Here is a 13,579-nt window from a genome sequence, read left to right as displayed (position 1 = left end):
GCGAGTCATGGCAAAGGAACCGGCAACCGAACAAGCGCCGGATGCCGGAACTGCAGGTAGACAACGGCCTTAGCGCACGCCTTCGGCGGCGACCGCGTCCCCCGTGAAATGGGCCTCGGGATGGCGCGGGACAATCGTGTAGGTCGCACCGTTGAGCGACTGCGTCGAGCTCATGGTGTTGGCCTGCAAGTTGAAGATATTCGCCGGTTTCATGGCCAGCATCGGCACCTGCGGCAACACGAACGGCGTCACCTGGCTGGTGCGCCAGAGCTTGCCTTCGCTGTCGTAGCCATCGACCAACAGCACCATCCACGAGTCTTCGTCGATGTAGAACTTGCGCTTGGGTACCGCGTGGCGCTTGCCGCTGGCAACGGTGGCTTCCACTTCCCAGACCCGATGCAGTTCCCAGCGCAGTTTGTCCGGGTTCAGGTGATGGGCGCCGTAGGCTTCATCCACCGACGCGGTGACCAGTGCGTTGTCGTTGTACGGCACATACATCTCGCGCTTGCCGATCAGTTTCCAGTCGAAACGATCCACATGGCCGAGGAAGCCCAGCACCTCGTCAAAGTAGTTGGCGCCGGAAGCGACGAAGTCCGGAGTGTCATAGGCCACGGTGGGCGCGCGCCGGACCCGACGCTGCCCGACCAGGTACTGCCAGGCCTGGCGCGACTGCTTGACGTCGATGCTGTCGCGGAACACCAGGGATTCACCCGACTTGAAGGGCGGCGCGATGGTGCTGAAGCGCTGGAGGAAGTACTCGCCGTTCCATTTTTCCGGCGAACCGTCCTTGTAGTAATACGGGTACTGGTTGGACTGGTCGTTTTCCGTGGCGATGGTGCGCGAGCCGTCGGCGGTCAGAATGACGTTCTTGAAACTGGCGACGTCGGTGGCTTCGTTTTCCACGCGCAGCAAGTGGTTCCAGATGACTTCCACGCCTTCCTTGGGAATCGGGAACGGCACACCGCCGTAACAGCCCTGCATCGACTTGCCGCCATCCTTGATCTGGCACTGGGTGGCGTTTTTCGCGGTGTTGTCGTACACGAACTGCGGGGCGAGGCCGGTGCGGTGGGTCGGGTACACGTCGAGGCGAAAGCTCTGCGCATACTTTTTCAGCAGCGCCTGAGTGCCATCCGAGAGCTTGTCGGCGTATTGCGCCATGTTCTGCGCGTTGATCTGCAGCAGCACTTTTTCGTTGGCGAACACCTTGGTGGGAATATCGCCGATTTTGTCGCTGGCTGCCGCTATCGTCGGGGTCGCGCTCCACGCCGGGATGCTGCCGTCCTTGTTGCCGGCACGCTCGCCCCCCATGGGCGTCAGGGTGGTTTTCAAGGTCGCGGCCTCTTGGGCGCTGACCGCAGCCTGCGTACCGTTGGCGCTGAAGATCAAGGCCGTGAGGGCCAGATAAATCGCTGTTTTCTTATGCATTGTTATTGTCCTTAAACCAGGGTGGTCCAACTCAAAACGTGCGTTGAATCGACAGCGAAATGAAATCGCGGTCACCGTGGAAGTTTTTGTAGGAGAGCTCGGGCGCAGGGGTGTCGTAGCGGATGATCGAGCCAGCCGGACCGTAGTAGTGGGTGAAGTTCAGGCTGGCCTGGACGGTCTTCTGATACTCGCCTTTGATGCCGAAGCTGACGTTGCCGCCATGCTCGGAAGGAAACAGCACCCCGTTGACCGACGAGCGCCCGGACAGCCCGTAACTCAAGCCAACAGGGAGTTGCACGTCGAGGCCCGGGAGGACCTGGAAGTACTCCGGCGAAAAGATGAATTGCAGGGCCGTGGCGTCACGGGTGGCCAGCGGGTCGAGTTGGTCTTTGTTATCCGTGATGCTGAGGCGCCGGTTGAAGGCGATCTCACCGAGAAAGGAGGCGGCGTCCCACATCGGGCTTGCACTCAACACCGAAACGGCCGAGAGGTTCATATGCAGGGTGCGGCCGACCGGGAACGCGGCGTGCTTGTTGCCATCAGCCCCGGCGCTCTCGGGCACGATGACCGTGTTGCCGGACGCCACCAACGGCATGTTGTCGCGAAAGGACATCTCCGCCGCCACGTTGGTTTCGCCCACCAGCGTGCTCACGCTGAAGCCGACGGTACGAATGTCCTCACCGTAGACCTGCTCGTACACACCGGTATCCGGGTGCAGGTAAAACTGCGGCATCTTGTCGTGGAACTGCGCGGCGTAAAGGCCGTACTCGAAGTCACCCGACTTGACTTTCAACTGCAGGCCGCCCTGCCCCGAGTTTTTGGCATCGATGTCATCACCGCGCCGCGCGCTGACCCCCGGCCCCAGGATCAGTGTCTCGCCGCCTTCATCGACAAAGTCGGCAAAGCTGAAATAACTGCCGGCGCCGGGCAGCCGACTCTTGCGCCATTCAAGTTGATAGTAGGCGCCGATCGACACATCGGGCGTGATCTGCAACTGGCCGGAAAACTGCCCCACCGGACGCAGAATTTCCTTGAATTGGGAGTTGGGCACCGACAGTGCCTTGATCAGGTCCAGCGAAGTCTGCGCCGCTGCGATGCCATTGCTGCCGAAGAACAGGCTTTCCCCATACAACTGGGTAAAACGCCCGGCCTTGAGATTGAGGCCCATGTCGCCGGGGGCAAAACTGCCATAGAGGAACGCATCCAGCAGTTCGGCCTTGCGACCGTGTAATTTCTGGGTGTCGTCGGTAAATTGGTTGTATTTGACCGACCTGGAATTGACCAACGCGCCGTCCAACGCACCGGGGTTGTCGTTCGACTTGTTATAGACATCGTCGTACCAGGCCGCGCCACTCAAGCGCAGCCCATAATTACGCTTGTAGCGCAGGTCGAACTCGGAGAGCAGGTCGAAACGGTTGGAGATCAGCCCCTTGCCAAAGTTCTGATCGCCATCGTTGGTGTTGGCCTGCACCCCGACGGAATTGTCCGCCACGCTGCCTTTGGCGCCTTCGACACGCCAGGCCGCACTGTATTTAACGGTGTTGTCCAACGACATACGCAGGTCAGGGTTGCCAGCATCAATCTGGAATGCAAGAGCCGGTCCCGTGGCACAGGCGCTGGCAAGGGCGAGAAAGGTCGTCTTGAGGGGAAATTTGGGCAGACGGGCTCCATACAGCATGTTGAGATCCTCGACTTGTTATTTTTATGTGGGGGGTCACACACCTCGAAGACGCGCGGGGCGCCTGCTGGTATGTGCTCTCGAATCACAAATTATTACCGTCGAGGATTACCGTCCAATACCATAAAACCAATGGAGCAATACCTTTTAGGTATTTCTATAGGTAGGCTAAGAGGGCCGTTCACGGCGCTGACCGGTTCGCGTAGTCTGCTCAAAAACGCTCGCGCGATTGCCTGCAGCGCTCCCGATTCCCCCAGAAAAGGCCTGCCTGATGGACCTTCGTCACCTCCGCTATTTCGTCGCCGTTGCCGAGGAAAAAAATATCGGCCGCGCGGCCGTTCGCCTGCATATTTCCCAGCCACCGCTGACCCGCCAGATTCAGCAACTGGAAGAAGACCTGGGCGTGCAACTGTTCAACCGCACACCCCGCGGGATGGAGTTGACCCCCGCCGGCGAGCTGCTGCTCGAAGAGGCGCGCAACATTCGCTCAGTGGTGGAACAGGCCACCGAACGCACCCAGCGGGCGGGCCAGGGCAAGCTTGGACGGCTGGATATCGCCGTGTTCGGCTCGGGCATTCTTGACACGATCCCCAAGCTGCTGCTGACGTTCAGCAGCGCGTTTCCAGACGTGAAGGTGGTGCTGCACAACATGAACAAAGAGGCGCAGATTCAAGCCTTGCGGCAGAAGCGGATCGACGCCGGTTTTAACCGGTTCATCTCACCGTCGAACGACATCGCCAATGAGGTGGTCACGACCGAACGGCTGCTGCTGGCGGTCAACGAAACATCGCCGCTCGCGCACCGGGCCTCGATCCCGCTTCGAGCATTGGCTGACTATCCGCTTATCGTCTTTCCGTCCGGGCCGCGCCCCAGCTTTGTCGACAAGGTGATGAGCCTGTGTCAGCAGGCAGGCTTTACGCCAAACGTCGCTCAGGAGGTAGGTGACACGATAACGGGCGTGGCGCTGGTCGCCAGTAATTTCGGCGTATGCCTGGTACCGGAGTCCGCCACCGTACTGGCGCTGTCCGGGGTCGTGTATCGTCCATTGATTGACCTTCCGGAAAACGCCGGTGTTGACCTGAACTGTATTTATCGATTCGACGACCCATCACCGCTACTCAAGTCATTCTTGGACACCGTTCGAGCGTTTCGCAGAGACAACTAGGCAAGATGTGACCCACTCCAAGGACGAACCCTGGCCAACGTTTCACGCCGACCTGATAAGCAAGGTGTCAATGATGGTTGAATCATGGACGCGTCTAGAAATGGCTCACGACGATGAAACCGGAACAGACGAAGAAGTTTTTTTCAGCAAACACTTCCGATTCCCCTGCTCAATACCTCGGCAAAGATGATGTCAAAAAGCCTCACCAGACTTCGCCACCCTCCCCGCTATAAGCCTCGAATTCCGCCGCCCCAAGGCTGACCGGTCGGTCACAAAAAGCCTTTTGACACAGTATTTACGGGCACTTACTCAGAACGCAACGCTATTTAGCACGCTAAAAACCGCTGAAATATTAATTTGCAATTTCCTACCCCCCCTACTATGTTTTTGAGTACCCAGCGCTCATAAGGATTGGCACAGGGTGCCAGTGAGCCGCTAGCCACCACCTCAGGGAAGACATCATGGCGACTCGCGATTTCGTTCGAGCTGTGCGTCACGCTTTTCTCACTCTGGCCGTACTCGCCCCCGTGGCGATCGCTCCGGTCCAGGCCGCCTACAAGACCCCCGACAGCAAAGCACTCAGTGCCGAGACCCTGACCGACATCAAGGCCCTGGATGCAGAAGTCAGCCCCGGCATCCCGCATCGCCTCGACCTGGCCAATCCGCTGCACTACCGATACATCACCGAAACCTTCAAGCGCGCCGGGAAAACCCCGGAGAACTCGCCGCAGTTATTCCGCAGCCTGGAAAAGGGCCGGGACATCGGTGTCGCCGAGCTGAAGAAAAACGCCGCCCGCCCCCACCGCGCACTGGCAGTCAATGCCACTGCCACGGACGGCATCCAGAACCTCCACTTCATCGCCACCTTCTCCCAGGACAACGGTGCCAGCGCCAACAAGGCCAAGACGACCCTCGCGGCCGCCCAGCCCGGTTACCAGGCCACGGGGATTTCCTCGGTGGTAGGCGGGACCACCTCCACGTCCATCGTCATGGAGCTGTACGAGGTGGAAACCGGCAAGGTCTACGCCACCCAGTCCAGCAGCCAGTTCAGCCAGGGCACGGATTTCCGTGTGCAGGTCTCCGGCCTGCTGCCCGCTGCGGACGGTAACCCGACCACCCAGGCCAAGGGCCTGTTCTACTACTACCCGGCCAACGCCGGTCCGATCGAACCGCCGGTGGTCTACGTGCAGACCTTCCAGGACACCCTGAACCCCACCAGCGCCTGCCTCGACCAGCCGAACTACTGCGTGCGCAGCAACGGCAACTGCACCGGCACCTACGAGACCACCTGCACCAACACCAAGGCCAACACCACGCCGATCAAATTGTGCTGGAACCGTGGCAGCCAGCAGGAATGCGATTACTGGAACGCCAATGCACACCCGACCAACTTCGTCTTCCCGCTGTCGGGCTCGGCCACTTTCGCCAACACCGTGGTTTCGCCACCGGCCGGGGTTACCTCGATCTATATCCAGAACCCCGCCGGCGGTGGCTGCAACGTGTACTTCCAGCAGGGCACCGTGCTCGAGCAGCTGTACTGGACAGCCAAGGACCAGACCATCTCGTGGAACTACCCGGCCTCGGCTTTCCCCAACACCGGCAACTGCATCAACTACTACGACGGCACCGCCGCCAACCTGTGGGTTACCGCCTATGTCTCGCTCAACGGCAGCCCGGGCCAGCAGCCGCCATTCGGCACGCTGAACTTCACCAGCGACCGCACCTACCTCGGCACCCCGGGGGTCAATATCATCCCGCCGCTATACATCATGCAGGGCTGCCTGGCCGAGGGCACCGAGATCACCCTGGCCGACGGCAGCAAGCGTCCAGTGGAAGCCTTTACCGGTAAGGGCGGCGAGTCGGTGAAGAGCGCCGACGGCAAGACCAACGACGTGTACGGCACCACCCTGGGCACTGAACCCCACCCGATGATCCGGATCAAGACCGATGGCGGGCAGAACGTCCTGGTCACCCGCACTCACCCGATGATCCTTGCCAACGGCCTGCCGGTACAGGCCCGCTACCTGCGGGTCGGCGATGAACTGAGCAGCATCGACGGCAAGGCCATGGTCACCGAACTGAACCTGGAGCAGTACAGCGGCAAGGTCCATAACCTGCTGACCCAACCCTACCCGACCGCAGGCACTTACTACGCCGGCGGCCTGCTCACCGGCGACGCCAATATGCAGCAGTCGCTGGCTTCGGTGGGTGAACGCACGCCACTGCGCAGCCGCGCCGAAATCCGCGCCACCCTGCCCAAGGAGTGGCTGCAGGACTTCGACAATACCCCCGACCAGTGACGCCAGCGGGGATGCGCCAGCGCATCCCCTGACGCCCCTCTATTCCGGCTTTCCTCTTTCCAGCCCTTCTTCCGGAGGCACGCATGGCCGTCCACGCACAAGTTCAGAACAACAGCAACGACCCAGTTATCCAGTCCGCCATCTACGACGGCAGCAACGTGCGGGTGATCTGGACCCCCTCGAGCGACACTGGCGTCACCGGCTACATCATCCAGCTGGCCTGGCTGGGCGGCGGCACTCCCGTGGTCGCCTACCAGAGCCCGGTCTTCCAGGGCCGGAACACCGGGATCGGCAACCTGCCCCTGAACCAGCCACTGAACACCGACGTCACCTACCAAGTGGTGGTCCAGGCGCAGTGGGGCACCAGTTCGGGGCAGAACAGCGCACCGGTGATCCTGCCCACCGTGCGCCCCACCCTGGACGAGGCGCTGTACGATGGCCTCGGCCTGCGAGTGACATGGCAACCCTCGTCGCAGGCGGCGGCCGGCTATGAAATCGTCGTGGTGTCGCAGAGCATCGGCACCACCTACAACATCCCAGTCAGCGGCGCCCAGACCGATTTCGCCGTGGTCGACAACGACAAGCTCGGCGGCGGCCTGGGCGACAACTCGGAGTGGCAGGTGTACGTCGCCGCAGTCGGCGAGAACAGCGCCAGCGCACGCTCCAACGCTGCGAGTTTTCCGCCGACGTCGATGGTCCGCCCGGTGCTGGGCAAGACCAATCTGTACCGCGACGGCAATTGCATCGTCGCCCGCTGGACCGGTAGCGATGCCGGCGCAATCGTCGGTTACCGCCTGCGCGCCAGCAACCTGGCCAGCGCCACCGGCTACAGCGTCGACGTCCCCGGCGGCAATGCCAGCAGCGCCACCCTGGCCCTGCCCGCCGCCCTGGCCGACAGCCTGAACTTCCAGCTCTCGGTCACCGCCCTCACCGCCAGCGGCGCCGGCCTGGTCAGCCCGCTGACCCCCATCGTCTCGACGCGCCCGGTGCTGACCGCGGTCGACTATAACGGCAGCGCACTCAAACTCGACTGGGTCATGCCCTACAACCCGGCCGTGACCGGTTACACCCTGCAGGCAGTGTCCTTGTCCAGCGGGCAGAGTTTTGCCGCGACGGTCAGCGATGCCAGCGCCACCTCGGGCAGCATCACCCTGAACACCGCACTGGACAGCGCCCAGGCCTGGGTTGCGCAGATCATCGCCCTCGGCACCGACGGCGGCGTCGGCGCCGAGGGCCAGTTGCTGCCGATCATCACCGGTAGCGCCAGCTTCACCAGCCTGGTGGTCAGCGCCGATGGCGGCAGTATCGATGTCACCTGGCAAGCCCCGACGTCGCTGACCAGCCCCGCACTCACCACGGTCAGCCTGCTGCTCAACGGCGCGGCCATCAGCAGCCTCGGCGTCAACGGCAATACCGCACGCCTGGCCCTGCCGGTCAACGTCGACGGCGCGACCCTCAGCGTCGGCCTGGCACCCGCCACGGGCGTGGTGCGCAACACCAGCACCACGGCCCTCGGCGTACCGCTGACGATCCCGCAGATCAGCACCTGGGACACCGATGCGATAAGTGGCAGCGGCACCCTGAGCTGGGCCGTCCTGAGCGGCGCTCCTGGCTACCGCCTGAGCCTGCCCGGCGGCCAGCACCTGGACCTCAGCGGCACCAGCACCACGCTTACCCCCGCCCAGTTGGCCAGCGGCGGCAATCCGGCGCGCGTCACCTTGCGCAGCGCCGGTGTGGTCAATGGCTGCACCCTCGTCGGCCCTGCCAGCGCGCCGTTCGCCCTGGCCACCACGCCCGTGCAGGATGTTGCGGTGGACTACGACGGCGCCACCCTCAGCGCCCGCTGGAGCGCCGTGAGTGAGGGGCAGAGTTATCGGATTTCGGTACTGAAAACCGTGACCGGCACGACCAGCGTGGACCAGGCCTTCACCTCCAGCGCCGGGGTGCTCGAACAAAGCTGGGCCTACACCCCAAGCAACGCCGAGGCCAGCCTGAGCGTGGTGGTCCAGGCCAACCAGCCGGTGCTCGGCACCCCCAATATCGGCCCGTCCAACCAGGCCTCGGCCTTGTACCGCAGCGCCTTCATTCCATCCGCGCAAGCCGCTTCGACCAGCTTCCCGCACCTGATCCCGGCGCAAACCCTGAGCACCGCCCTCAGTGGCAACGCACCGGCCGCCGCGCTGACCCTGTACCTGCCGCAGATCGGCAAGACCGGCAGCCTCAGCGGCCTGCCCATCAGCAACGGCCCATTCACCCTGGCGGCGGCCCCGGGTGCCACCTACCCCTACAGTCTCGCCATCGCCTCCAGCGGCACCGACTCGCCCTGGACCTTCGACAGCAGCCCCCTGCGCAGCGGCCTGCTGAAGGCCTACGTGGCCTTTCTCCAGGCCCTGGAAAGCGCCGGTGCCGCTGCGTGGGGCATCATCGCCGTGCAGGACGCCCTGGCCCGAGTGATGCCGCAGACCTTCGAGGAATCGCTGTACTACGGCTTCGGCCTGGCGTTCCCCTCCCCCGATACCGGGGCTACCCTCGGCTCGGTGGACCTGCGGCCGGGGATGATCCTGCGGGTCGCCGCCAGCCCCTTCCAGACTATCTCTTCGACCGCCTCGGACCTGAAGTGGAGCAACGGCTATGTCGCCGGGCCGACGGTGGACTATCCGGTCGGCCAGTTCGTCGACAGCTCGGGCAGCATCAGCACCGGCTGGGATTCCTTTATCGGTCAGTTGGTCAGCGGCGGCGCACTCTCGGTCAACCCGCCGCCGTCCCATGACAGCACCCAGCAGATGGGCGGGGTCGCCGATGCCGCCGACCTGTATTTCCCGGCTTTCATCGCCCCGTTCTACCGCCTGTTCTCGCCGTCTGCCCTGGCCAGCGCCAGCGACCCGGCAATCACCACCACGACCAACAACTTCACGCTCGCCGCAGCCGCCAGCTTCACCGCCCTGAACAGCGCCAGCAACGTGCCCGGCGGCACCGTACCGGTGGCTTTTTTCCGCGGTCGCGCGGTGCCCAAGGCGTGCCTGCGGGTCACCCTCGACGGCACGCCGCTGGTGGTACCGGTGGGCACCACCGTGGCCAACCTGCTGGCCTTGGCCGGGCGCATGCCAGTGCCTGCGGCGCTGCCGGTGCATGGCGTGCGGGTGCTGCGCGGGCTGGGTGCCGCCGTGCTGGACCCAACCGCAGCCCTGGGCACCGGCGCCTGGCCGTTGCGCCTGGACTGGAGCGGGCTGGGCAACTATGCCCCAGGCTGGACACCGCTGGCCGTACCACTGCTGCCGGGTGATGCCGTTATCACCACCCAGCCCTGATCCATCACCGCCTCGCGACAGGGAGCCGTCATGAGCGTACCGGTGTTCGAACACGTCACGGCGGGTCTTTACCGCCTTTCCACCCTCGCAGAGAGTGGCCTGGAGCACTATTGGGCAGGCTATCTGGCCAGCCCCGGCAGTGACCTCGGCGCCAGCGCCAGCCTGGCGCAGACCTGGGCCGACCAGGGCGGCGCCTATCTGTTCTGCGCGAACGCACCCGCCGATCCGGCGACGTTCGTCGCTGACCTGCGCGCACTCTGGCCGCGCCTGTCGCCCAAGGGCTGGCTGCGCCTGCTGTGGATCGCCAACCCGGCGGACAGCGCCAGCCAGTGGCAGACCCAGGGCATCGACGCGCTGCCCGTTGGCGAGCCGAGCGGCGGCTGGCGGGTAGTGCGCGATATGCGCTTCGGCCTCGGCCAGTACGCGGTGGCGATAAAAGGTGGCAGCGGCCTGGTCGCCGGCAGCGACAGCCTGCTGTTCGACGGCGCGGGCCTGTCTTTCTTCGCCCCGGGTGGCGTCTATGCCGCAACCCAACCCCAATGCCCACTGCCCTTGAACGGTACGCAGCTGGGTTGCCTGAGCTTCGGTATCCGCGCCGGCAATGGCCTCGACGAGGAGGCCGATGACATGCAGCGTCTCGGCGTCATGCTGCGCTACGGCGAAGCCGATATCGACAGCCCGGTGGGCGAAGTGAACCTGATCGACATGCCGCTGTTCCGCCAACTGGACGCCACACCCTTCGACCTGGCTGTGGCCTTCGATCCGCTGAACCCCGAACTGCCGCAACGCAGTGCGCTGGTCTTCGCCACCGGGCAAGGCAGCGTGCCGACCCTGGGATTTGCCCAACTGAGCAATACCGGACACACCACCCTGGCCACGCCACGCGCCAGCAGTGGCGACCTGCCGGGAGCGCGCCTGAGCTTCGGGCGTACCCCGTTGTTCGATGCCGCGGATGTCGCCAGTGCCAACCTGGTCTGGCACCTGGCGCCGGATGGCCTGTTCGACCTCGGCACGCCCCAACAGGCGCACAGCAGCGATGGCAACACGCGCCTGATCCTCGGCGTCGCCGGTACCGAGACCGTGGTGCTGCCGCAGGACAGCACCTCACTGCTGCTGTTCCAGGCCAATGGCGCGGCCTATCTGCCGCCCGCCCGCGAGGAGGCGAACGGCGCAGCCCTGAGCGACCTCGGCACCACCGCCTGGGCCACCGTGCTGTCCGATGGCGGCGGTGGCCGCAGCTACGAAGCACAGCCGCCGCGCTCGCCGCTGTTCAACGCGGCCAGGGTGCCGGTGGCGGGTTTCCTCTCCTACCTGAACATGAACGCCGCCACCCTGCCGACCTTGCAGGCGAGCCAGCAGAGCACGCCGGTGGTCTGGCCCATGGGGGTCTATGCACGGATTGCACCGCAGGCGATCGACCAGGCCGCCCATCTGGAGGACGCCGCCCTGGCGCCCATCCGGCGCAAGCTGATCGGCCTGCCGCCACTGGAAGCACCGCGCAGCGCGCCCACCGGACGCCTGCGCCTCGGCGTGCCGGCCGAGGCTGCGAATGCCGACACCCCACCGCTGGGCGTTACCCCCAGCGGCCTGATCGCCGTGCTCGACGCCGCGCAATCGGCATGGGCCGGCGTGCTGTTCGCCAACATGCCGCAATCGGATACCGGGCAGTTGATCCTCACCGAGGTCAAGCCGCCCTTCCAGGCCGCGCTGCAATCCAACCAGCTGTTCATGGTGGTGGCCGACGTCGACACCTTCATGGACCAGGGCAGCTCGGTGGCCTATCAACTGACCGCCGCCAACGCCGTCTCGCGCCTGCTCGCCGCCGGGGTCCCGGCCGCCCAGGCCCAGGCGATCAACAATGCCCTGAAGGCACTCGGCTACCCGGAATTCCCTAACGAAGCCGCGTTCGATGCCGCAGTGGCAGCCAGCGCCGGCGACTACCTGGCCGCGGCGCAAGCGGCGGCGGGCCTACTGCGCGCCGATATCGAAGGCTGGACCTTCCAACTCTCGCCGCGCTCCTGGCGCAACGACGCCCTGACCCCGACGCTGATGCTGTTCAAGTACTGCGGCCGGGCCATCACCGACCTCGCGGCGGACACCGGCGCCTGGTGCTGGCCAGCAGTCGCGCAGGCTGCGGACGGCTCGCTGGCCCCGACCCAGGCCGCACTCGACGCGGTGATCAGCAAGGCGCGCCTGGCCGTTCTCGACCCGGATATCGGCGACAGCGATCCGCTGGTGCTGTTCTATCACGAGGTGCTCGACAACCCGCGCTGGAACGGCGTGCTGTTCCTCAATGCGCCGATCGACTTCCAGGACATGCCCTCGGCCCTGCGCTTCATGGCCGCCGGGGTCGACCGCTCGCGCTTCTACGCCCATCACGTCGGCTTCTCGCTGACCCCGTACACGCCGCAAAACGGCATCATCGACCTGGGCCAGACCGCCGTGTTCGGCCTGATCGATTACAACGACCCGGACGACCTGGTGGCCTCCACCACCATCCCCTTCGGCTACAAGACCCTCTCCATGCGCGTGCGCTTCGACAATGCGCGGGTGGTGGACTTCTCCGCCGAAGCCGAACTGATGGTCAACCGCCTGTTCGCCTCATGGCTGGCCAAGGTCGATCGGGCCCGTGGCAACAACCTGATCCTCACTGGCAGCTATCAGCGTGTTGGTGGCCAGCCGAGCTATTCCTTCAGCCTGCTGGGCAACAACGTGTTCCAGAGCAATGGCGCGGCCCTGGCCTCCATCGATATCCGCGACTGCCGGATGGAGACCGCCGCCGCCCCGGTGGACGGCCTACTCACCGCCAACTTCGTGCTGGCGGGGCGTCTGGCCTTCGTCGAGATTCCCGAGTTCGACCTGTTCGGCTATGGCCCCGGCGACGCGGTCAACGGCTACCTGAGTTTTCAAGGGCTGGTGGTGGCCATGTCCTTTGCCATGGAGGATCCGTCGCAGCAACGCTTCACCTCCGGCGAGGCCGGGGTCGGTTTCAACACCGGCCCCGGCGCCTCACTGGCGCGTCCGGCCTCGTTGGTGGAGAACTTTCCGTTGCGCCTCGACGGCCTGGTCGCCGCCCCCGACCTGGCCCCCGTCGGCCAGCCGCCGCAAGGGGCCACCCCGGAAAGCCTCGGTTTCACCTCCATCGGCGCGCCCCTGGACCAGCAACCCCTGGCGGCGCCCTGGTTCGGCCTCAGCCTGGCGCTGGACATGGGCACCCTCGGCGCCCTCAGCGGCGCCATCGGCCTGAAGATCACCGTGCTCGCCGCCTGGGGCCCGGAGCCGGTGGCCGGCGACCCACCGGTCTACTTCGGGATCAAGCTGGGCATGTCCAATGCCATCAATGGCAGCCTGCCGTTGCAGGGCGTGCTCAAGCTGGGCTTTCGTACCTTCCTCTTCGAAACCTGGCGCGACAGCGACAACCGCCTCAACTACCTGCTGCGCATGCGCCGCTTCGCCCTGTCGGTGCTGGCCTGGAGCTTCCCGCCGGGCAATGCCGACCTGATGCTGTTCGGCGCTCCCGGCAGCCCGAAGACTTCGTTGGGGTGGTACGCGGCCTACCTCAAGGATGAGGACAAGAAAAAACAGCAAGCCGCGCTTGCCGCCCCGGCACCGCGCCAGGTGGCCCGGCGAACGCCGGACAGCAAGCGCCTGGCGCGTTCCGGACGGCGCACGCCGCCGGTTATCTGAAAATCAACAGCAAGGG

At 64.7% G+C, this 13,579-nt stretch carries 6 protein-coding genes; 4 read left to right on the top strand and 2 right to left on the bottom strand.

Annotation, left to right across the window (positions count from 1 at the left end; genetic code table 11):
- Positions 1 to 69: 69 nt before the first annotated feature.
- A complete protein-coding gene (locus tag INT12_RS16205; RefSeq protein WP_046484104.1) occupies positions 70 to 1,425 on the bottom strand; it encodes a DUF1329 domain-containing protein in 1,356 nt (451 codons plus the stop codon).
- 31 nt (positions 1,426 to 1,456) lie between these two features.
- Positions 1,457 to 3,103: a DUF1302 domain-containing protein gene (locus INT12_RS16200; RefSeq protein WP_017845612.1), complete on the bottom strand. Its 1,647-nt coding sequence runs from the start codon at positions 3,101 to 3,103 to the stop codon at positions 1,457 to 1,459.
- A 271-nt stretch (positions 3,104 to 3,374) separates the two neighbouring features.
- On the opposite strand from INT12_RS16200, the gene INT12_RS16195 reads away from it, so the two are divergent.
- From INT12_RS16195 to INT12_RS16180, 4 genes are all read left to right on the top strand, one after another.
- Positions 3,375 to 4,268 carry a LysR substrate-binding domain-containing protein gene (locus INT12_RS16195; protein WP_017845611.1) on the top strand — a complete coding sequence of 298 codons (894 nt, stop codon included), beginning with the start codon at positions 3,375 to 3,377 and terminating at the stop codon, positions 4,266 to 4,268.
- 461 nt (positions 4,269 to 4,729) lie between these two features.
- Positions 4,730 to 6,568: a Hint domain-containing protein gene (locus INT12_RS16190; RefSeq protein ID WP_193058920.1), complete on the top strand. Its 1,839-nt coding sequence runs from the start codon at positions 4,730 to 4,732 to the stop codon at positions 6,566 to 6,568.
- A gap of 83 nt (positions 6,569 to 6,651) precedes the next feature.
- Complete coding sequence (locus tag INT12_RS16185; protein WP_193039753.1) at positions 6,652 to 9,876, top strand: hypothetical protein; 3,225 nt, start codon at positions 6,652 to 6,654, stop codon at positions 9,874 to 9,876.
- A 30-nt stretch (positions 9,877 to 9,906) separates the two neighbouring features.
- Positions 9,907 to 13,563 (top strand): hemagglutinin protein, encoded by a 3,657-nt coding sequence (locus INT12_RS16180; protein ID WP_193039752.1) that lies wholly within the window; start codon positions 9,907 to 9,909, stop codon positions 13,561 to 13,563.
- The last annotated feature ends 16 nt before the right edge of the window (positions 13,564 to 13,579 follow it).

Source organism: Pseudomonas sp. K8, assembly GCF_014889455.1.
Taxonomy (GTDB): Bacteria; Pseudomonadota; Gammaproteobacteria; order Pseudomonadales; family Pseudomonadaceae; genus Aquipseudomonas; species Aquipseudomonas veronii.
The sequence above is the reverse complement of the archived record's forward strand: the minus strand, read 5'-3'. Positions and strand labels throughout refer to the sequence as shown.

Coding starts and splice junctions, on each gene's coding strand:
- INT12_RS16195 (WP_017845611.1), top strand. CDS start 3,375: ATGGACCTTCGTCACCTCCGCTATTTCGTCGCCGTTGCCGAGGAAAAA.
- INT12_RS16180 (WP_193039752.1), top strand. CDS start 9,907: ATGAGCGTACCGGTGTTCGAACACGTCACGGCGGGTCTTTACCGCCTT.
- INT12_RS16190 (WP_193058920.1), top strand. CDS start 4,730: ATGGCGACTCGCGATTTCGTTCGAGCTGTGCGTCACGCTTTTCTCACT.
- INT12_RS16205 (WP_046484104.1), bottom strand. CDS start 1,425: ATGCATAAGAAAACAGCGATTTATCTGGCCCTCACGGCCTTGATCTTC.
- INT12_RS16185 (WP_193039753.1), top strand. CDS start 6,652: ATGGCCGTCCACGCACAAGTTCAGAACAACAGCAACGACCCAGTTATC.
- INT12_RS16200 (WP_017845612.1), bottom strand. CDS start 3,103: ATGCTGTATGGAGCCCGTCTGCCCAAATTTCCCCTCAAGACGACCTTT.